This window comes from Methylobacterium iners (assembly GCF_022179305.1).
GTDB lineage: Bacteria > Pseudomonadota > Alphaproteobacteria > Rhizobiales > Beijerinckiaceae > Methylobacterium > Methylobacterium iners.
On sequence record NZ_BPQP01000023.1, the window covers coordinates 75249 to 94987 of the forward strand.

Consider the following 19739-nt stretch of genomic DNA (forward strand, 5'->3'; position numbering starts at 1 on the left):
TCAGCGCACCTGATCGAGGAGTTCGGCCCCAAGCGTGACGATGCGCTTGCCCGGCCCGACACCCTCGGCGACCAGCACCCGGGTCCCGTCGAGCGGCACGACACGCACGGGGCGGGCTTCGAAGCGTTCCGCCGTAGTGTGCTCGTAGACGATGTCCTGCCCGTTGCCGGAGCGCACGACGCTGGAGCGCGGCAGGGCGAGACCGTTCTGCTCTGCGTCGGTGCCGGCCAGCACGGTGACGAACTGGCCGACCCTCAGGCCCGAGGTGTCGCCCTTGACGGCGAACTGGACCGGGATGGCCTGATTGCGGTCGGCGAAGCCGGAACCCTGGTAGGCGAGCGTCAGGCTGCGGCCGTCCGCGAGGCGCGCGGTCGCATCCTGGGCAGCGGTGAGCGCGTCGAAGCTCAAGGCCTCGACCCACAGGCGGGCGGGGTCGATGATCTGGAAAACCATGGCGCCGGGGGTGGCCATCTGTCCCGACACGGCGGCTGCCTGCGCGACGATGCCGTCGACCGGTGCGATCAGGGTCTCCGGTTCGAGGCGCACCCTGTCCAGGGCAGCCCTGCGGTCGCGCAGGCCGGTCAGTTCCGACTGCGCGTCGTCGAGCTGCGTCTGGGCCACCGCCCCCGTGACCGATAGCTTCTTGAAGCGCTCGACCCGACGCTCGACGATGCCGATCTGCTGGTCGAGCTCGCCCTGGCGTTGGCGCATGTCCGAGACGTCGACGGCTTGGACCGGCTGGGTGACATAGGCGAGCACGTCACCCTTCCTCACCTTCGTGCCGAGCCGCGGGAACACGCCCGAGGGCGGTGGCGAGACGCGTCCGCCCACCGAGGACTGGACCACCCCGCTCGCGTTCGGATCGGGGATGACGCGGCCGGGCAGCTCCACCGTGCGCCGGAACGTGCCCGCTTCCGTCATGGTCGTGCGCAGGACAAGCAGGCGCTGGGTCGGCTTGGGCACGAAGATCGAACCGTCGGGCAGCCTCTGGGCGAGGTCGGTCGTGGCTTCGGACGGCGCGATCAGAGCGGCGCCCTGGACCGGCGGCATGGCCGGGGCCGGCTTGCCGTGATCCTCGTCGCCGTGAGCGAAGGCGGCCGTGCCGAGGGTCAGCGTGATCGCGATGGCGATCAACGCGACGGCCGGCACGCCCCGTCGTCCGCGAGCGACCACCACCACGAGCATGCCCAGCAGGAAGGCTGCGGCCGCGGTCGCCACCAGGACGGGATCCTTCGCGACGAGGCGGTCCTTCAGGCCGCCGACGATGGTGGATGCGGCCGTGAGGGCGTCCTGGGTCGGCGACGGCTGAGCCATCGCGGCACCCGGCGCGGCGGCCCTCGCATCGGGTACGTTCAAGGACACCGTGAGAACGTCGGTGACGTCCCCGGCGGTGACGGTCACGAGCAGGTCATGGTTTCCGGGCTTCGCTACCCAGGGCGCCGGAAGCATGTAGGCGGCATCCGCCGTTTCGGTGGCCGTGCGCGGGCCTTCGGGCGTCTCGACCTCGATGGCGGCGCCTCGCACCGGCTCGTTCGTCCGGAAGCGGTCGAGATAGAACGTCAGCTTCCCGTCCCGCGGGACCGCGGTCAGCTCGAAGGCGTCGGAGAGCGCCTCGCCCCGGGGCGCGATGGAGTTGGAGACCGGCGTGGGTGGGGCGCCATGATCGTGTCCGCCATGGGCATGGGCGGGACCTGCCAGGACGACGGCAGCCAGTAGCGTCGCCGAGAAGGCGGCCGCAAATCGAATGGACATGGAAGGAACATCCTCACGTTCGAACACCGGACGCACATCCGCAATCCGCGGACGGAATCCGACCGTTGCGCGCCCAGGGCGCGCCGTTCGTTACGCGAGGGGTCTTGGGGGCTTGCGGACGGCTTCAGGGCCGATGCCCGAGACGACGACGATGTCGCTCGGCATCAGCTTGACATGTCCGAAGGCACGCGACGGCAAAGTCGAGGGACCGGATAGGATCCCCGGTCCATGACATGCCATGGTTCCGCAGCAGGAGCCGCGGCAGGCACCCGGACAGCAACCCTTGGCCCCGGGCACAGCCTTGAGGGAGCCCGTTCGAGCCTCGTCCGCCACGCCCGGATCGTCAGCCGCGGGCGACCCTGCAAGGGCGGCGGCTGTTTGAACGGCGAACGACGGCGGGGCGGTCAGGGCCGCCGAATTCCACATCGAGGGCGCCACGAGTTCGGGGGCGACGACATGGACCTCGGCCACGGCTGGCTCGTGGTGGGCATGGCCTTCATGAGCCTGGACGACGGACGGCGCAGCGCTGGTGATGATCATCGCGATCATCACCGCCACCAAGCGCGCGATTTGCCGGCCGGACCTCATGACGACTTCGTTACACCTGAATCGGCCGCCTGGAAATCCCAGGCTTCCACGATGGGAATGCGGAAAGACGGTTTTGGTTTCCGAGGCCTTACGCAACGAGGTGGCGCGAACAGCCCTAACACCGTCATGGCCCGTCTCCACGGCCCGTAGCTGAGCATGACCGAACCCCGGCCACCGGCCTCCCGCTCGATGTGGAGCTTCCCACCCTGGGAAAGTCAAGCGGTTCGTATCGAGGATGGAAGGTCACGGTTCCGATCTACGGCTTCCCGTCCGGAAGGCCCGGTCGCTCCCTACGCGGGGGCGGGTCGGGCTTGGCCGCGTCGCTGCCCTCTCGCGCGGCCAAGGGCCCGCACCAGTCGCAGCCAATCGGGACCGACGAATCTGCCGTGAAGCCTCACTCCCGGCTCTCGTCTGCCGCCGCGAGCACCTTGCGTCGGGCTGGCGTCGCGATGTCCTTCCGCGTATTCGCTGCGATCATCGCCGGTTTGGCCGCGGTCGGTTTCGCCGCCGACGGCTTCGCCGAGGCGCCGCCCGTCACGGCGAGCGTCTCGCGGGTCGGGACGACCATCGCGATCTCGCGCGGTCCCGTGGCCAGCGCCTCAGGCCGGCTCACGTCCCCCAGGGCGGACGCGCTCGTCGCGCGAGCGTCCAAGGCGGTGAAGGTACCGGCCGCACTGGCCGATCCGGCCATCAGCACATCGCGAAACGCCTGGTGCTGGCTGCCGTCCTCGTAGACGAGCCGGATGGCGGGGACGCCCTTGGCGACGAGGGCAGCGACCGCCCGCTCGTCCTCGGCCTGCTTGCGAGCAACGTCGGCGGTCGCGTCCCGGTCGGACGACGGGGTGAAGGCGTACCGGCCGGCGGACACGCCGACGACCGGTTCCGAGCCGGTCACCTCGAACTGGTCCGAGCCCTCCTTCAGGTTCCGCCAGAACGCCATGTGCGGGTCGTGGCGATGCCGGGCGAGGTTCTCGGCGGTCATGCGGAAGGGATAGGACTGGAACTGGAACGCGCGCTGGCCGCCGGCGAAGGCCTCGCGCGCCACCGCGTAGATCTCCGAGATGGCCTCGTCCGTCATCGCGAAGCAGCCGCGCGAGGAACAGGAGCCGTGGACCATCAGGTGCGATCCGGTTCGTCCCAGCGACTTGTCGAACGCGTTCGGGTAGCCGAGGTCGAACGACAGGAAGAGGCTCGAATTAGGGTTCATCGCCGCCGGGCTGACCGCATAGAATCCTTCCGGCGCCTGACGGTCGCCCTCGCGCGTCTTCGGCCCGAGCTGACCCGACCACCGACACATCGGATAGGTCTTCAGGAGGGCGTAGCGGCCGTCCGGGCCGCGCTTCCAGAGCTCGATCTCCGATTCCTTCTTGTAGGCGCGCATCAGGATCGGATCGGTCGCGGAGACGCCCTTCGCGGCCATCAGGGCCAGGGCCGCCGTCGGGATCGGCGCCAGGTGCTTCGTCGAGGTCGCGTAGGGTCCGTCCTGGCAGGACGCGAGGGCCAACCCGAGGGCGAGGAACAGGGCCAGTCGTCTCAGCATGTCGTCCTCGCCTCGCGTCGCGGGACCGCGACGTCCCGAGATGTGTCCAAGGGTCGTTCCGCGCCGGCACGAGCGCCGGACGCGTCGTCGTGACGGGGCGCCGCGCTCATCGTTGCGCGTCCCGCGAAGTGCCGTCGTCCTGCCTCAAGGCCGTGATCCCGTCGAGAACGAGCAGGACCACGCCGAGGGAGATCCAGAAATCGGCCAGGTTGAAGGCGAACCAGTGAATCCCGGCCGTATGCAGGCCGAGGAAGTCCGTCACGGCGCCATCGACGAACCGGTCGACGAGGTTGCCCAGCGCACCCCCGGCGATCAGGGCGAGGCCGAGGCGCTGAAGCGGGACCGTTGCCCGCAGCGCCAAGACTAGGATGAAGGTGGTTAAGGCGGCCTGAACCGTGAGCAGCGCCGCCACGGAGGCGGGCGAGCCCGCCTGGAACAGGCTGAAGCTGATGCCCCGGTTGAACTGCAGGCTGAGGTCGATGAAGGGGATCGCGCCCCTTACCTCGCCCTCGCCCAGCCGGTCGACGGCCATGGATTTCGTCCAGAGGTCGAGGGCGGCCGCGCACGCCGCCACGCCGGCGACCGTCAGGGGTGGTGAGAGGGTTCTCATGAGGCAGGCTTCGATCCCGGCATCGTCATGCCCTGAGGAGGCGCAGGGCGTTGGCGGTCACCAGGACGGTGGCGCCCGTGTCCGCCAGGATCGCGGGCCACAGGCCCGTGATGCCGAGGAGGGTCGTGACCAGGAACACCGCCTTCAGCCCGAGCGCGATGGCCACGTTCTGGTGGATGTTGCCGAGCGTCGCCCGAGACAGCGCCACCAGGGCGGCGACGTCGGCCACGCGTTCGTTGAGGATGGCCGCGTCCGCCGTCTCCAGGGCCGCGTCGGTTCCGCCGCCCATCGCGATCCCGACACTGGCCGCCGCGAGCGCGGGCGCGTCGTTGATACCGTCGCCGACCATGGCGACGGGTCCGATCTCCTTGAGGGCGGCGATCTCGGCGAGCTTGTCCTCGGGCATCAGCTCCGCCCGCACGTCGAGGCCGAGCCCCCCGGCGACCGCCTCGCCGGTCCGCCGGTTGTCGCCGGTCAGCATGACGCAATCCACGCCCATGGCCCGGAGGGCCGCAATGCCGGCCGCGGCGTCTGGTCGGGGCTCGTCGCGGACAGCGACGATGCCCAGGACCTGTCCGTCGCGCACGACCACCACCGCCGTCTTGCCCGACGCTTCCAGCTCCGTCACGAGCCGGTCGGCAGCGTCGTCGAGCCCGGCGATCTGCCTCGCATGGTTCGGGGAAGCGACGGCGACGGTCCAGCCCATCACCGTGGCCTGGACCGCCTTCCCCGGCACTGCCTTGGCGTCCCGGACCGGTCGGGACGGGATGCCTTCGGCATCGGCCCGTTCGAGGATGGCGCGGGCGATGGGGTGGCTCGACCCGGCCTCGACCGCAGCCGCGAGCCCCAGGACGGCGCGCTCGGAGGCGTCCGGCGCAAGGGGGAGGATGTCGGTCACCCGAGGCCGGCCGGCGGTGAGCGTGCCGGTCTTGTCGAAGGCGACCGTGCGCACCCGCCCGATGGCCTCAAGGGCGGCGCCACCCTTGACGAGAAGGCCGCGTCTTGCGCCCGCGGCGAGCCCCGAGGCGATGGCGGCGGGCGTCGAGAGCACCAGCGCGCAGGGGCAGGCGATCAGCAGGAGGGCGAGCCCGCGGTAGATCCAGGTGGCCCACTCGCCGCCGAGGAGAAGCGGTGGCACCACGGCCACCAGGATCGCGGCCACGAACGCCAGGGGCGTGTAAATGGCGCTGAAGCGGTCGATGAAGCGGGCCGTCGGGGACTTCGAGGCCTGCGCCTCCTCGACGAGATGCAGGATGCGGGCGATGGTGTTGTCGGCGGCCTCGCGGGTAACGCGGACCTGAAGCGCGCCCTCGGCGTTCACGCTGCCGGCGTAAACGGCGTCGCCGACCCCCTTTGGCTTGGGCACCGATTCCCCCGTGATCGGGGACTCGTCCAGGCTGGAGGCGCCGTCCGTCACCGTTCCGTCCGCCGGCACCCGGTCGCCCGGCCGCACCACGACGGTCTGCCCGATGCGCAGGGAGGCGGCCGGCACCTCCCGCACAAAGCCGTCCGCCTCGTCGACGAGGCGGGCCGTCTTCGGCACGAGCGCGACGAGGCTGCGGATGCCGGCCCGGGCCCGGCCCGCCGCGACGACCTCCAGCATCTCGCCGACGGTGAAGAGCAGGACAACGACGGCGGCTTCCTCTGCCGCGTGGATCGCGAGGGCCCCGACGGTCGCCACCGACATCAGCATCTCGATGGAGAAGGGCGAGCCGTTGCGGGCGGCCGCGAGCGCGCGCCGGCCGTAGAAGGCAAGGCCCAGAAGGGCGCCGGGCCAGTACGCGTACTCTCCCGCGACCCCGGGGAAGGCCCGGTCGAACAGGAACCCGAGGGCGAACAGGACGCCGATGGCGATGGCGAGGACGGCCTTGGGCGTGCGCCAGAACGGCGGGTCCGCCCGCCCGGACTCCTCGTCGGCCGGAGGGCTGCCGAAGCCCGCCGCCTTCGACCGGGCCAGGTCCGCGGCGGTCGCCAGCGGCGTGACGCCGTAGCCGAGCCCGCAGATGCGCTCCTCAAGGACGGCGCGCGCGGTTCCGGTCTCGTCGAGCGTGAGGTCGAGGACTTGACTGTTGTAGTTCACGCGAACCGAGGTCGCGCCCGGCAGGCGCCAGACCGCGGTCTCGATCTTGCCCGCGCAGCTCGGGCAATCCATGCCCTTCACGCGGTAGCGCAGGGCGACGGGGTTCGAGGGGGCCTGCGAGGCCGCCAGGGCGGCGTTGGACATGTCCTGCTCCTTCGGCCCGCACGATTGCGGCGAGCCTCGACGCACCCTAGATGCACCCTGTAGCAACTACAGGGTCAAGGGCATGTCGCGGAACGGTGCGATGTCCATCGGTAGCCTCGCCGCGGCGACGGGCACCAAGGTCGAAACGATCCGCTGGTACGAGCGCGTCGGCTTGCTGCCGGTCCCGCCCCGGACGGAAGGCAACTACCGCGCCTACGGCGAGGAGCACCTTCGCCGCCTGAGCTTCATTCGTCGCAGCCGCGACCTGGGCTTCACGGTGGAGAAGGTCCGGGAGCTCCTCACCCTCGCCGATCAACGAGACAGGTCGTGCGCGGAAGTCGACGCCATCGCCCGGGCGCATCTGTCGGAGGTCGAGCAGAAGATCGCGGACCTCACCAGGCTGTCGCGGGAGCTCCGCGACGTCATCGGCCAATGCGGCTGCGGTTCCGTGGCCGAGTGCAACATCATTGGTGCCCTCTCGCCGGCTGTCGGTACGGCGCGGTTGGGTTCCGCCGTTAAGCGTTGAAGTGCCTCGGGGTTGCTGCAGCGCGGGGCGCTGCTTGCTGGCCCTAGATTACTCGTTGTTAGCAGGCGATGCTTAGAAAAACTGGGATGATTTCTCCCAGGTGAGCCCGCGGAATTCCCACGAAGTTGAATATAGATGCCGCATTCATTGACGGGCGTAGATCTATGACGTTTCTTCTCGGACCGCGTATCTGGCTGGCCAATCGAACCTTCCGCAAGGGCTACCCCTTCCTGCTCAAGGACTCCGCTTGCACCGATGCACTCTTCGATGCCGTTGCACCCCAGCCTGGCGAGCGCATTCTTCTTACCCGCAACGCTTACTCGCCATCAGTCCTCCCTTTCGTGAGATCGCATCCCGGCGCGCATTTCGTCAGCCTCGAACCCGACGAGGCGTCCTACTTGGCTGCCGAGCGGGAGATCTCGTCGATGAAGGCCGCGAACGTGGTGACGATACGAGCCGGGGACCCATCGCTGCTGCCGCTTGAGGATGAATCGTTCGACAAGGTCGCGTCGATCATGAACCTGCACACGGCCGGGCTGGCACCACGGCTCGCCATGGTGCGCGAGATGCGCCGCGTCCTCCGGCGCAAAGGCCTGATCTATGCGGCCGACATCGACGCCCCTGCGACGCAGGCGGAGCGGAATTTCCTCAAGATCACGCACTTCGCGTTGGGCGATGAACAGGTGCAACCGCACTCGGACGGAACCTGGCCCGATATCCTCACAGCCGCGGGCTTCTCACGCGTGAAGCGGCTCGCCTCGCAGTCATCCCTTTCGGTCCGCATCGGGGTCGTCAGGGCGCAACGCCGATGAGGCCAGCCTCCCACCGAGCTGCGGGTCTGACGCCGAGGTCCAACCGTTCCAAAGGGCTGGACGCGCGGCCCGTGCGGAACGACGTCTTTGTAGGGGAAGGCAGATCGCGGCTTCGGCCATGTCGCGATTGTCGGGTCCCCTTTCCTCGGCGAGCCACGGCCACAAGATCGGCGTGGGGAAGGCACGTTCGGCGGTTGCGCTGCCCACGAGGCTGATCAGGCAGGCGAACCGCCCGAGAAGGATGACGACTGGAGCCGGCACGCGTTCGCCGGCTCTCGCACGTATCCACGCTCCCCGGTCCTAGTCCATCCCCAGGTTCGTCGTCGACCGGAACAGGACGCCTGAGGCAGTTCGCCAGCCAGAGGCGATCAGATCCGCGTCGTCAGGTCGGTGAGCCAGTCCGGCGATGCGTTCAGCAGCGCGGTCCCGAGCGCCTTGTCGAAACCGAGGACGACGGCGAGGCCGAACGCTATCATGGCCAGCCCCAGCGCGGTCCTGAGGCCCTTGCCGAGGTCCAGCAGCCGGTCACGCCAGCGCATCAGCAGCTCGCGCGACAGCGTCCCGAGCACCAGGAGCGGCAGGGCCGCGCCGAGGCCGAAGACGAACATGGTCGAGGCGACCGCGCCGAGGTCGCGCCCTTGCGCCGCCAGGAGCGACGCGGCGCCCAGGGTCGGGCCGACGCAAGGGCTCCAGACCGCCCCGAGCAGGACGCCGACGCCGAACTGGCCGCCCGGGCCCACGGTCGAGATACCGCCGAGCCGCCGCGCGGCCCAATCGCCCATCGGTCCGGCCGCGACCGCGAGCCGACCCTGGGCGGCCGGAACCACGAGCATGAGGCCCACCAGCATCATCATGACCGCCGCGCCGGTCCGGAAGACGCCCGCGTCGAGGCCCATGGTGAAGCCGATGGTGGCGACGAAGAGCCCGACCGCCACGAAGGACGAGGCAAGTCCAAGCGCCAGGGCCGCGGGTTCGAGCCGATGCTCCGCGGCCGCGGTGCCCAGGACCACGGGCAGCAACGGCAGCACGCACGGCGACAGCAGCGAGAGGATGCCTGCCAGGAACGCGAGGCCAGTGACCATGACGGCCTCGATCACCACGCCACGGCGCGGCGGAGCTTGGCCAGCCGCGCACCCCTGTCCTCGTGAGGATCCAGGGTGCTGAAGAACCGTCCCTCCCTGTCCATCAGGTAGACCAGGGCGCTGTGATCCATGTTGTAGCCGCCCTCTGACGGGACCTTGCGACGAAACACCTTGAAGGCCTTCACCGCCGTCTCGACCTCCTCCTCCGACCCGGTCAGGGCGAGGATGCGGGGGTCGAAGGCCTGCATGTACTCGGCGAGGACCTCCCGGGAGTCGCGCGCGGGGTCGACGGTGACAAGGACCGGCGTGACCTTGTCCCCATCCGGTCCGAGTTCCTCCAGCAGCGTCGCGAAGTCGAACAGGGTGGTGGGGCAGACGTCGGGGCAGTGCGTGTAGCCGAAGAAGATGGCGTAGGGCTTCCCTCTCAGGCTCTCGTTCGTCACAGTCTCTCCCTTGTGGCTGGTGAGGCGGAACGGTCCGCCAATCGCCGGCGGCGCGAATGTCCGGCCCTTCGGGGCGGCCGCAGCGAGCCGGTCGTGGGGGAGGCGCAGCAGTACGGTGTGGGCGAACAGGCTGACGCCGACGAGCGCCAGCCCGCCAAGTACAATTAACGCCAACCGCGATCTTGTCATTTTTGCGCCTCCCCGAACCGGTCGCGGTGCATCCGCGTCGAGGCCGCCGTTTGGCATCGACGCCATCCGGCGGGGTCAGATCGCCTGACCACCCCTGTAGCGGGCGAAGGCGCGCCGGCTCTCCGCCCCGAACAGGACGACGTCGTAGGTGTCGGGCTCCATGCCCTCGACCTCCATGCCGGGGGATCCGACCGGCATGCCAGGCACGGACAGGCCGAGGCCCGTCGGCTTCTCGTCGAGGAGCCGCTTGATCTCGGGCGCCGGGACATGCCCCTCGATCACGTAACCGCCGACCTGGCCGGTATGGCAGGAGAACAGGTCGCGGGGGATGCCGAGCCGGAACTTCAGGGGGTTCACGGCCGCCATCATCACCGTGACGGGAAAGCCGGCCTGTCGCAGGTGAAGCACCCAGGCGTCGCAGCAGGCGCAGCTCGGGTCCTTGCTCACCGCGATCTCCGGCAACGCCTCTGTCGCGACGGCGGGCAGGACGAGCGCGGTCGCGCTGAGGCCCGCGATCAGGCCGCGGCGGGTGAGGCGGAGCGTTTCGGTCATGGGTATCCTCCGTGTTTGGATGGTTCTCATGGGGCCGCAAGCGGCAACGGACCTTGCGCGGGCCGGACCGTAGGGTCGCAAGCGCGTGCGGCGGAGAGCCCGCGCTCCTTGACCAGGGCGTAGACGGCCGGAATCACGACGAGGGTCAGGAGCGTCGAGGAGACCATGCCGCCGATCATGGGCACGGCGATTCGCTGCATCACCTCCGAGCCGGAGCCGGTGCTCCAGAGAATCGGCAGCAGGCCGCCCATGATGGCAACCACGGTCATCACCTTCGGCCGCACCCGCTCGACGGCGCCGACCATGATGGCCTGCCGCAGGTCCTCGCGCGTGACGGGGCGCTCCTCGCGCGCGCAGGCCTCCCGCACGTCCGCCAGGGCATGGTCGAGGTAGACCAGCATGATCACGCCGGTCTCCGCCGCCACGCCGGCCAGCGCGATGAAGCCCACGGCCACCGCGACCGACATGTTGAAGCCCATCCACCACATCAGCCAGATCCCGCCGACCAGCGCGAAGGGCAGCGACAGCATGACGATGAAGGTCTCGGCGAGCCGGCGGAAGTTGAGGTAGAGCAGCAGGAACACGATGAGGAGCGTGAGCGGCACCACGATCCGCAGGCGCGCCTCCGCCCGCTCCAGGTACTCGACCTGGCCGCTCCACTGGAGGGTGGTGCCCGGCGGCAGCCTGACCTCGCCCGTCACCGCCGCCTTGGCCTCCGCGACGTAGCCGCCGAGGTCGCGTCCCGTCACGTCGATGAAGACGTAGACCGCCAGTCTGCCGTTCTCAGTCCGGATGGTGGTCGGTCCGCGCGCCAGCTGGACCTTGGCGACCTCGCCGAGCGGCACCGTTCCGCCGCTCGCCATCGGAACCTGGACCTCGGTGGCGATGGCCTGAGGGTTCGAGCGGAAGGCTCGCGGGTAGCGCACGTTCACGGTGTAGCGCTCGCGGCCCTCGACGGTGTTCGTGACGGTCTCGCCCCCGAGCGCCATCGCGATCACGTCCTGCACCTCGCCGACCGTCAGGCCGTAGCGCCCGAGCGCCTCGCGGTCCGGCGTGATGTCGAGGAAGTAGCCGCCGATCACCCGCTCCGCGTAGGCGCTCGACGTGCCCGGCACGGCCTTCATCACGGCCTCGACCTGGCGGGCCACCCCCTCCATCTCGGCGAGGTCCGTACCCAGGACCTTGATCCCGACCGGCGTGCGGATGCCGGTGGCCAGCATGTCGATGCGGGCGCGGATCGGCTGGGTCCAGGCATTCGAGACGCCGGGGAACTGCAGGGCCGCGTCCATCTCGGCCTTGAGGCTCGCCGGCGTCACGCCGGGCCGCCACGATTCCCTCGGCTTCAGGTTGATGATGGTCTCGAACATCTCGCTCGGGGCCGGGTCCGTGGCGGTCGCGGCGCGCCCCGCCTTGCCGTAGACCGAGGCGACCTCCGGGAAGGACTTGATGATGCGGTCCTGCGTCGCGAGGAGCTCGCCGGCCTTTGTCACCGAGATGCCGGGCAGGGTGGTGGGCATGTACATCATGGTGCCCTCGTCCAGCTCGGGCATGAACTCGGAGCCGAGCTGGCGGGCCGGCCACAGCGTCAGGCCCAGGACGACGAGCGAGGCCAGGATGGTGAGGACGCGCGCCCTCAGGACCCCGCGGATCACGGGCCGGTAGAGCGCGATCAGGAGGCGGTTCACGGGGTTGCGGTGTTCCGGGACGATCCGGCCCCGGACGAAGACCACCATAAGCGCCGGGACGAGGGTCACCGACAGGAGGGCGGCCGCCGCCATGGCGAAGGTCTTGGTGAAGGCCAGGGGGCCGAACAGCCGCCCCTCCTGGCTCTCCAGGGTGAAGATGGGCAGGAACGACACCGTGATGATGAGGAGCGAGAAGAACAGCGAGGGCCCGACCTCGCCGGCCGCCTCGATCAGGACCTCGATCCGTGGCTTGCCCGGCGGGGCCCGCTCCAGGTGCTTGTGGGCGTTCTCGATCATCACGATGGCCGCGTCGATCATGGCCCCGACCGCGATGGCGATGCCCCCGAGCGACATGACGTTGGCGCCGAGCCCCAGCGCCTTCATGCCCGCGAACGCCATCAGGATGCCGACCGGCAGCATCAGGATGGCAACCAGCGCGCTGCGGACGTGCAGAAGGAACACGATGCACACGAGCGAGACGACGAGGCTCTCCTCGACGAGCGTGGTCTTCAGGGTTTGGATGGCCGCCTCGATCAGCTCCGAGCGGTCGTAGACGGGCAGGATCTCGGTTCCGGACGGGAGGCTGGCGGCAACCTCGGCAAGCCGAGCCTTCGCGCCCTCGATCACGGACAGGGCATTCGCGCCGAAGCGCTGAAGGACGATGCCGCCCGCGACCTCGCCTTCGCCGTTCAGCTCGGTGATGCCGCGGCGCTCGTCGGGCCCGAGCTCGACCCGGGCCACGTCGCCCACCCGCAGGGGCGTGCCCGCATCGGTCTTCAGGACGATGCTCTCGATGTCGGCGATGCCCTTCAGGTAGCCGCGGCCCCGCACGACGAACTCGAACTCGCTGAGCTCGACGGTGCGGCCCCCGACATCCGCGTTGCTCGACCGGATGGCGTCGCGCAGCCTGCCCAGCGAGACGCCCTGGGATCGCAGGCGGTTGGGGTCGACGACGACGTTGTACTGCTTGACGAAGCCGCCGACGCTCGCGACCTCGGCCACGCCATCGGCGCGCGAGGCGCCGAAGCGGATGACCCAGTCCTGGAGCGAGCGCAATTCGGCCAGCGTCCGCTGCTTGGCGACCACGACGTATTGGTAGACCCAGCCCACCCCCGTGGCGTCCGGTCCGAGCGTCGGCGTGACGCCGGCGGGAAGGCGGCGGCCGGCGGCGCTGAGGTACTCCAGCACCCGCGAGCGGGCCCAGTACGGGTCGGTGCCATCCTCGAAGATCACATAGACGAAGGAGACGCCGAAGAACGAGAAGCCACGCACCACCTTCGACCTCGGCACCGTGAGCATCGCCGTCGTGAGGGGGTAGGTGACCTGGTCCTCGACCACTTGGGGCGCCTGGCCTGGGTACTCGGTGTAGACGATGGTCTGCACGTCCGAGAGGTCGGGAATGGCGTCGAGCGGCAGGGTGCGCACGGCATGCAGCCCCGCCCCGACCGCGAGGACGGTGCCGATGAGGATCAGGACGAGGTTGCGGGCGGACCAGCCGATGAGGCGCGCGATCATCGGGGCGCCCCCTCGACCGCGGCCTGCGGACCCGTCGGCGGCGCGGCCGACAGTCCCTGCAAGGCCGCCTTCAGGTTGCTCTCGGCGTCGATCAGGAAGTTGGCCGAGGTCACGACCCGCTCGCCCGCCTCGACCCCGTCCCGGATCTCGACATGCCCGCCGCCCCGGACACCGAGCTTGACCGGGCGCGGCTCGAAGCGGCCCTCGCCCTTGTCGAGAAGGACCACCTGCCTGTCCCCGGTGTCGATGACCGCGTCGTCCGGTACCGCGACGACCGGCTCGGGCCGACCCGTGGCGATCTCCACGTCGGCGTACATGTCGGCGAGGAGGACGGAGTCCGGATTGGCCAGGGCGACGCGCACGCGGGCCGTCCGGGTCTCCCGGTTGAGCTGCGGGTAGATGACGTCGACCTTGCCCGCGAAGGTCCGGCCGGGAAGCGCGCGCGCGCGTACGGTGACGGCCTGCCCGACCCGAACGCCGCCGAGGTCGTGCTCGGGCACGTCGGCCAGGAGCCACATCCGCGAAAGGTCGGCGATCCTGAAAAGGACCATGCCAGCCGGTGCCTTCATGCCCTCGATGGCCCCTCGCTCCAGCACCACGCCGTCGCGTGGCGACGACCACATGATGGCGGCTGGGACCTTCCGGGTCCGCTCCATCTCGGCGATGGCCTCGGCCGGGACGTTCAGGTTCTCAAGGCGCCGGCGCGAGCCGTCGAAGCCGGGATTGGCGATGAGCTGGGCGGCCGCCGCGTTGATCTCGGGCGAGTAGACCTCGACGAGGGGCTGGCCCCGGCGCACGACGTCGCCCACCGTGACGTTCTCGACCCGGTCTACGAAGGCGTCCGAGCGGGTCGAGACCACCGTGATGCGACGCTCGTCCGGCTGGAGGGTGCCGGGCACCCGCACGGGGCGGGACACGACGCGGCGCTCCACCGTCTCCGAGCGCACCCCCGTCCTCTGGACCTTGCCGGGCGGGATCCTGACCGTGCTCTCGTCGCCGGCCTCGTCCTCGTAGACGGGGAGGTACTCCATCCCCATCGAGTCCTTCTTCGGCACCGGCGAGGTATCCGGCAGCCCCATCGGGTTGCGATAGAAGCGCACGCGCCTGGCACCGCCCGCGGCGACGGCGGGGGCCTGCGCCGACCCGGCGACCGCCGCGTCGTCATCGAAGCGCACGTCCTCGCTGGCGCGCACGGCCCGGTACTCCCGGCCGTCCGGGGTACGCTTCGGCTCCGCGGCATAGTCCGGGAGCCCGTCCGGGTGACGATAGTAGACGATGGGGCCGGTGGCCTCCGGCGTCGCGGGTACGGGTGCCGCCCTGCGGTCGGGCATCCAGTGCGCGAACTCGGTGCGCGCACGCTCGACGAGTGCGGGCACGGCGTCGCCATGCTGCCCCGCCCAGTAGCCGGTGCCCCCCGTCGCGAGCGCGGCGAGGGTTCCGGCCAGCCATGCCGACCGGGTCACTTGGTGGCCTTCAGGACCAGCCTGTTCTCGACCGTGCCGGTCTCGCCCGGGACCTTGGCCCCGAGCGACAGGCGCCAGCCGCCGGCCATGGTGAGCCTGGTCTTGAACCGGTAGACGCCCGGCTCGCCCGACGGCACCTCCTCGATCTTCGAGACCATGTCCTCCATGCTGTCCGGCGCCATGTCGATGCGCTTGGCGAAGATCACGGCGTTCGGCACGGGCTTGCCGGTGCGCTTGTCGACGAGGCGCACGTCGACCATGGCCTCGCCCATCTTGATGTCGTCGCGGACGAGTTGGAACTCGTAGTCCTTGATGTCGGCCGAGGCCGGCCCGGTCAGGGCGAGGCCGAGCAGCGCCGCCGACAGGGCGCGCGTAAGTATGTTCTTCGTCACGGGTCATTCTCCTGAATTCGACAAAGCGGCACGCGGCCGCGGCCGCCGCGCGGCGTGCGCGCGGCGGCTCCCGGCGGTTACGCCGGCATCGAGGTCAGGCTTGGGGGGGGCGCGGGGGCGGAGCTCGCGTCTGGCTCGCATACGAGGCGGAGCCGGTCCAGGCCGCGCCCGCGGTCACCGCCGTCCGTGCGAGGACGGCCGCGGTGGTCGGCACGACCGAGACGAGCTTGGCGAGGCACAGGGCCATGACCGGGCAGCCGTCGCCGCAATCAGGCATCGCGGGCTTGTCTTGCGGGCAGCACGGCATCTCGTCCATGGCCATGCCGGCCATGTCATCGGAGCGGGTCCCCGGCTCGCTCGTGACTTGGTCCGATGCCGACACCGTGATCACGCCCATGCGGCCGAGGCCCGCGGAGGCGGTCACCGGTGTCAGGGCGAGGCCGACGACCGCCAGGATCGCGAGCATGCGCCGAAGGGCGAGCCAGAACGTCACACGCTTAGTCTGACACGTCGGTGGAGGCCGGAAAAGGTCTTGCGGCGACGGTGCGGCGTCCCGTCCTTCGATCCCTGTTCAGGCCCGCGGCGGCATCCGGGCCGCGTCGAGCCTCCGATGGATGAGGGACACGAGGGTCAGGAGATCCTCGGCGTCGGCCTTGGCCATGGCCCAATGGATCTTGGGCGCGTGGGCGGTGGGGTTCCTGAACATGCCGAATACGTCCTTGACGAGGTTGGCGAAGCCCTTCTGCTCGGACCACTCGCTGTCCGTTTGAAGAGCGTTGATGGCCAGCATCGGCTGCTGCCCCCCGCGGCTCGTTCGACGAAAGTATTGCCGTCGTCGGTCAACCCGGTGCTCGCCCGAAGCTTGGCCGCGACGCTCTTCACCGCTTCAAGCACGGCAGGGAGGTAATTCTTCACAGCAGTTCCTCCCGGCAGAAGCTCAGCACGTCGGGGTACGTACCGCGCGATTGTGAGCTGACCGGGATTTTGGATTGGACCGATTGCGAGGCTACTGCATGGCTTCTGCCATGGGGAGAGGGAAGGCCAGATTTAGGACGGTGGCTGTGGCACGACGGCTATCGCTGCTCCAAGGCTAATCTGATCACGACCAACCTCGTGCCCCTCAACCGGTCGCAGCGGGCGCTGATCGGCGCACTCGCCCCGGCGCGCAGCGGCGCGCTGATGGCGGCGATGGACGCCGGCAGCCGACGCTGAGGGCGTGGCGCGGTCGTGCCCGCGACGGCTGGGTTCGCATCGCAGTGGTCGCGATCGACGAAGTTCGCGCCGGGCTGGCCACGCTTCACGATCCGGGTGGACGAGCTGCTGGTGGTCGCACCAGTTCAGGCTGGGACCTCAAGCCGATCGGCTCGACCCTGCCGTTGGGTTGAGCCACTTGCGCGCCTGCCGAACACCTCGCGACGGCGCGATGAACTTGCGAGCTATCCAATTTCAAATAGAGTGAAACATCGGCTTGATAACTCCAATATTATGCGAGCGTAGTACGGGTATTGACGACAAAAACGGATAGAGGCTATCTGTCAAAGATCCCAGGCGACGGGACAATGGAGCTATCACAGTTATTGGCTCAATATCGACGTGACAGGATCGGAATAATGTTCGAATTCGTCTTTTCGTCATCGCCCGTACATCAGGATTATAGGGACTTGGGTATCGTATATCGTACCAGCAAATAAAACCAGACCGATTTAACATACTTTGAATTTTTTCTGAAGTCGATAAAGCTACACTCTTGTTCAAGATCGATGAGAATACTGTCATCGCGAATATGATATCACATTTCCGAGGGAGATCGATACTATGTGCATCACAACAAAGAAAATTGCGATCAGGGTAGCGCTTCTGCGCTCGATCGATTCTTTCCGGCAGTAAGTCCACTCCGTAGATATTCCTCGGTGTAGCACCGATTTCGCATAACCATTGAGTTTGCTCACCGAAACCGCAACCAAGATCCATGATCACGGCGTCTTCCAACCTTCCAATCAAGTGAGCAGTTATCAAGGAATGCAGTTTGGCATCGCGCTCGGCATCCATGGCGCGACGGCCAAGCTTAAGTTTGTCACGGTCGAGCCAGCCGATGTCGTATTTCTTGTAAACGCTGGCTATGCGCTGGTACTCTGAAGCTGTGTGTCCATCCTTTTCGGAGGCAGATCGATCTTGCCAGGCCATAGGTATCGTCCCTGTCAGGATGTTGGAGCGGGAGCAGTAAAAATTGTTTAGAGCTGCAGAGATTTGAGAAAAAATCCTTTATGAATCGTGGCAAAAACTCATATACTGGTTTTGTTTAATTACAGTAGCCCCTAAGTTATAGAGGCCTGACTATAAAGATGTAATACGCCCAAAGGTGGAGCGCGCCCTAAAGGCTTGCGCTCGTTCAATATCGAAAGACGATGCCAACAACGGCTGAGGCGTGATTTTGCGCGCGTCCGTCATATCGTATGGCTATATGGAGACAGCCAGGCGGCCGCAGAACATGGCTTCGACGCCAATGGGCTGGCGGTAGCGCCGCGTGTCGTGACCTAATCCTACGATTGCGGCTGCGCTTGCCGCGGCTGATCGGCTTGATGACCTGCTGGCGCAGAGCGGCACACTTCCTGTTTGGGATTTTCCCCTTCTCGGCGGCCGGGCGACGGAAGTGCGCGAACCGTCGTCGGTCGGACAATCGCGCCAGGAGCGACCAGACGTGAGTCCGTGCAGATGTCGGGGATGATGTGCCGACTGTCCCCATGTTGGGGGCCCGGCGGCTTCTTCCCCGGCTTCGCATGCTTCGATGCGGGAGCACTTTGTTTTTCGGGCCGAACCGTACTTCTCCACGGTTCCGCTCTACCCATCGGGGTCTCGCGAAACGGGTAACTCACAGTCCAGCCGGACCAAACCCGAAAACGGGCGTCGGTTGTGCGTCGATCAAGAACGCAGTTGGATCCAACTCGCAGGTTCGTCCGTTTGAGACCCTACAAACACTTTGAGGATATGATCATGAAACTCTCACTTCCGGTCCTGGTGGCTGCGTCCTCCATCATCCTGTCGCCGGTTGCTGCCTTCGCGCAGCATGTGGACGTCGGTCCGGGCGGCGTCTCAGTGCACGGTGGCCATGGTGACGGGCACCGTGAACGCAGCGAGCATCACCACGTCGAGAAGAAGGTCGACCATCATCACGGCGGCCATCACGGAGACCGGCATGAAACCGTTGTGGTCAAAGAGAGGCATGGTGGCGATCGGCACTAAGCCATTAATAATTATCCTTTAATTGAGACGAGGCCGTTCGCAAGAACGGCCTCGGTTCCGTTTCCTCATGAAGATCGCGAATGTTCGACTTTGCTGAGGCACCCGCTTCAGAAGTGATGATGATGGCGACGATGGTGATGATGGAAGTGGCGGGGGCGATGATGATGGCCCCAGCCGTGATGATGATGCCGGGGACGGAAGGAATAGCCATCGCGATGATGATGATGGTGCCGGCGATAGTGATGATGGTGTTGGGCCTCTTGCACGAAGCCACCTTCGCCATGAACGATGATGCGGGCGTCTGGACCGAGCGGGGCAGCGTGGGCCGTACCGGTCAGGGCTGAGAACTGCAGCATCGCAGCCAAGATAAGAGATGCAACCCAGGGAAGAAGTCGAGTGGTCATTGAACCCTCCCATAACGTCAAGCACATCGCGGAACTCAGATCTGGGCGGCAGTGTTCCAACATGACCCTTAGGTTTTTCCGGAAACTCCTCGAACGCAACCTTAGGCGGAAGCTACAGTCCTGGATTTTTGAAGGAACGCATAGTCGATCTGGCTGAATTGAGAAACGATTTCATCGCTTGTCGGTCTGCCGTTCGGTACGCATCCTGAGACCCTTCGCTGTCACATTCGCTGCCCCGCCTAAATTCTCGGGGCAGGAACTTCCTTTAAAGCTCGGCTGTTCCAAGGCCGCGACTTGATTGCGGAGAGTCGTGCATCTGAACTTCGAGGATGGTTCGAGGCTCGCCACGGATTTCGGTGACTATTTACCCGCACAAGCAACATGATGGAGAAAATATTATGCGAAAGTCACTTCTCGCCCTCGCCGTCCTCGCATCGGTCGGTGCGGCCAATCTCGTGACGTCGGCGTCCGCAGCCCCGGCATTGCCGATGGCCGTTGAGGCTCCGAGCGCCTTGGTCGACGTGAGAATGCATCGCGGGCACCACCATCGGATGAGTCATCACGGCGCGCGACGCGGTCATCACCACCATGGTCGCATGATGCGCCACGGACGCAGGCACCATCATCACCGCTAAGCGAACCTGGCCGTCGCAGGTTTGCGACACGTAATTGTAGTGTTGTAAATGCCTCCTGCTGACCCTGGTCAGCAGGAGGCATTTACA

The 19739-nt window shown here is 67.6% G+C and carries 19 protein-coding genes; 3 read left to right on the plus strand and 16 right to left on the minus strand.

Translation table 11 applies throughout. The annotated features are described in order from the left end of the window. From MFF55_RS08530 to MFF55_RS08550, 5 genes are all read right to left on the minus strand, one after another. The gene (locus MFF55_RS08530; protein WP_238243656.1) at window positions 1-1752 is read right to left on the minus strand and encodes an efflux RND transporter periplasmic adaptor subunit; all 1752 of its coding nucleotides are present in this window, start codon (window positions 1750-1752) and stop codon (window positions 1-3) included. Window positions 1753-1842: 90 nt separating this feature from the next. Beyond that, the gene (locus tag MFF55_RS08535) at window positions 1843-2340 is read right to left on the minus strand and encodes a hypothetical protein (RefSeq protein ID WP_238243657.1); all 498 of its coding nucleotides are present in this window, start codon (window positions 2338-2340) and stop codon (window positions 1843-1845) included. Window positions 2341-2734: 394 nt separating this feature from the next. After that, window positions 2735-3880, minus strand: coding sequence for a L,D-transpeptidase family protein (locus tag MFF55_RS08540; protein ID WP_238243658.1), 1146 nt, complete (start codon window positions 3878-3880; stop codon window positions 2735-2737). A 106-nt stretch (window positions 3881-3986) separates the two neighbouring features. Then, window positions 3987-4490 (minus strand): signal peptidase II, encoded by a 504-nt coding sequence (gene lspA / locus MFF55_RS08545; protein WP_238243659.1) that lies wholly within the window; start codon window positions 4488-4490, stop codon window positions 3987-3989. 25 nt (window positions 4491-4515) lie between these two features. Next, complete coding sequence (locus MFF55_RS08550) at window positions 4516-6714, minus strand: heavy metal translocating P-type ATPase (protein WP_238243660.1); 2199 nt, start codon at window positions 6712-6714, stop codon at window positions 4516-4518. Window positions 6715-6814: 100 nt separating this feature from the next. On the opposite strand from MFF55_RS08550, the gene MFF55_RS08555 reads away from it, so the two are divergent. After that, window positions 6815-7240, plus strand: a complete 426-nt coding sequence (locus tag MFF55_RS08555) for a MerR family transcriptional regulator (RefSeq protein ID WP_238243661.1) — start codon at window positions 6815-6817, stop codon at window positions 7238-7240. 164 nt (window positions 7241-7404) lie between these two features. Beyond that, window positions 7405-8052 carry a class I SAM-dependent methyltransferase gene (locus MFF55_RS08560; RefSeq protein ID WP_238243662.1) on the plus strand — a complete coding sequence of 216 codons (648 nt, stop codon included), beginning with the start codon at window positions 7405-7407 and terminating at the stop codon, window positions 8050-8052. Between the two features lie 368 nt (window positions 8053-8420). Here MFF55_RS08560 and MFF55_RS08565 read toward each other — a convergent pair whose 3' ends face one another. From MFF55_RS08565 to MFF55_RS26770, 10 genes are all read right to left on the minus strand, one after another. Further along, complete coding sequence (locus MFF55_RS08565; protein WP_238243663.1) at window positions 8421-9134, minus strand: cytochrome c biogenesis CcdA family protein; 714 nt, start codon at window positions 9132-9134, stop codon at window positions 8421-8423. 11 nt (window positions 9135-9145) lie between these two features. Continuing rightward, window positions 9146-9766 carry an SCO family protein gene (locus tag MFF55_RS08570; protein ID WP_238243664.1) on the minus strand — a complete coding sequence of 207 codons (621 nt, stop codon included), beginning with the start codon at window positions 9764-9766 and terminating at the stop codon, window positions 9146-9148. A 75-nt stretch (window positions 9767-9841) separates the two neighbouring features. Continuing rightward, window positions 9842-10318: a DUF411 domain-containing protein gene (locus MFF55_RS08575; RefSeq protein WP_238243665.1), complete on the minus strand. Its 477-nt coding sequence runs from the start codon at window positions 10316-10318 to the stop codon at window positions 9842-9844. A 26-nt stretch (window positions 10319-10344) separates the two neighbouring features. Further along, entirely contained in the window at window positions 10345-13518 is a 3174-nt protein-coding gene (locus MFF55_RS08580; protein WP_238243666.1) for an efflux RND transporter permease subunit, read from the minus strand. After that, the gene (locus tag MFF55_RS08585) at window positions 13515-14981 is read right to left on the minus strand and encodes an efflux RND transporter periplasmic adaptor subunit (protein WP_238243667.1); all 1467 of its coding nucleotides are present in this window, start codon (window positions 14979-14981) and stop codon (window positions 13515-13517) included. Before MFF55_RS08585 ends, MFF55_RS08580 begins: the two co-directional genes overlap by 4 nt. Next, on the minus strand, window positions 14978-15373 hold the full coding sequence (locus MFF55_RS08590; RefSeq protein WP_238243668.1) for a FixH family protein: 396 nt from the start codon (window positions 15371-15373) through the stop codon (window positions 14978-14980). The genes MFF55_RS08585 and MFF55_RS08590 overlap by 4 nt, the downstream gene beginning before the upstream one ends. A 94-nt stretch (window positions 15374-15467) precedes the next feature. After that, complete coding sequence (locus MFF55_RS08595) at window positions 15468-15866, minus strand: hypothetical protein (protein WP_238243669.1); 399 nt, start codon at window positions 15864-15866, stop codon at window positions 15468-15470. Between the two features lie 78 nt (window positions 15867-15944). Next, entirely contained in the window at window positions 15945-16163 is a 219-nt protein-coding gene (locus tag MFF55_RS08600; RefSeq protein ID WP_238243670.1) for a TIGR02391 family protein, read from the minus strand. 656 nt (window positions 16164-16819) lie between these two features. After that, window positions 16820-17557, minus strand: a complete 738-nt coding sequence (locus MFF55_RS08605; protein WP_238243671.1) for a class I SAM-dependent methyltransferase — start codon at window positions 17555-17557, stop codon at window positions 16820-16822. Window positions 17558-18463: 906 nt separating this feature from the next. Continuing rightward, a complete protein-coding gene (locus MFF55_RS26770; RefSeq protein WP_283206715.1) occupies window positions 18464-18595 on the minus strand; it encodes a hypothetical protein in 132 nt (43 codons plus the stop codon). A 98-nt stretch (window positions 18596-18693) separates the two neighbouring features. Here MFF55_RS26770 and MFF55_RS08610 point away from each other — a divergent pair, with 98 nt between their 5' ends. After that, window positions 18694-18957, plus strand: coding sequence for a hypothetical protein (locus MFF55_RS08610; RefSeq protein WP_238243672.1), 264 nt, complete (start codon window positions 18694-18696; stop codon window positions 18955-18957). Window positions 18958-19424: 467 nt separating this feature from the next. Here the strand turns inward: MFF55_RS08610 and MFF55_RS08615 are convergent. Then, window positions 19425-19739: hypothetical protein (locus tag MFF55_RS08615; protein WP_238243673.1), on the minus strand; the 315-nt coding region annotated here is incomplete at its 5' end.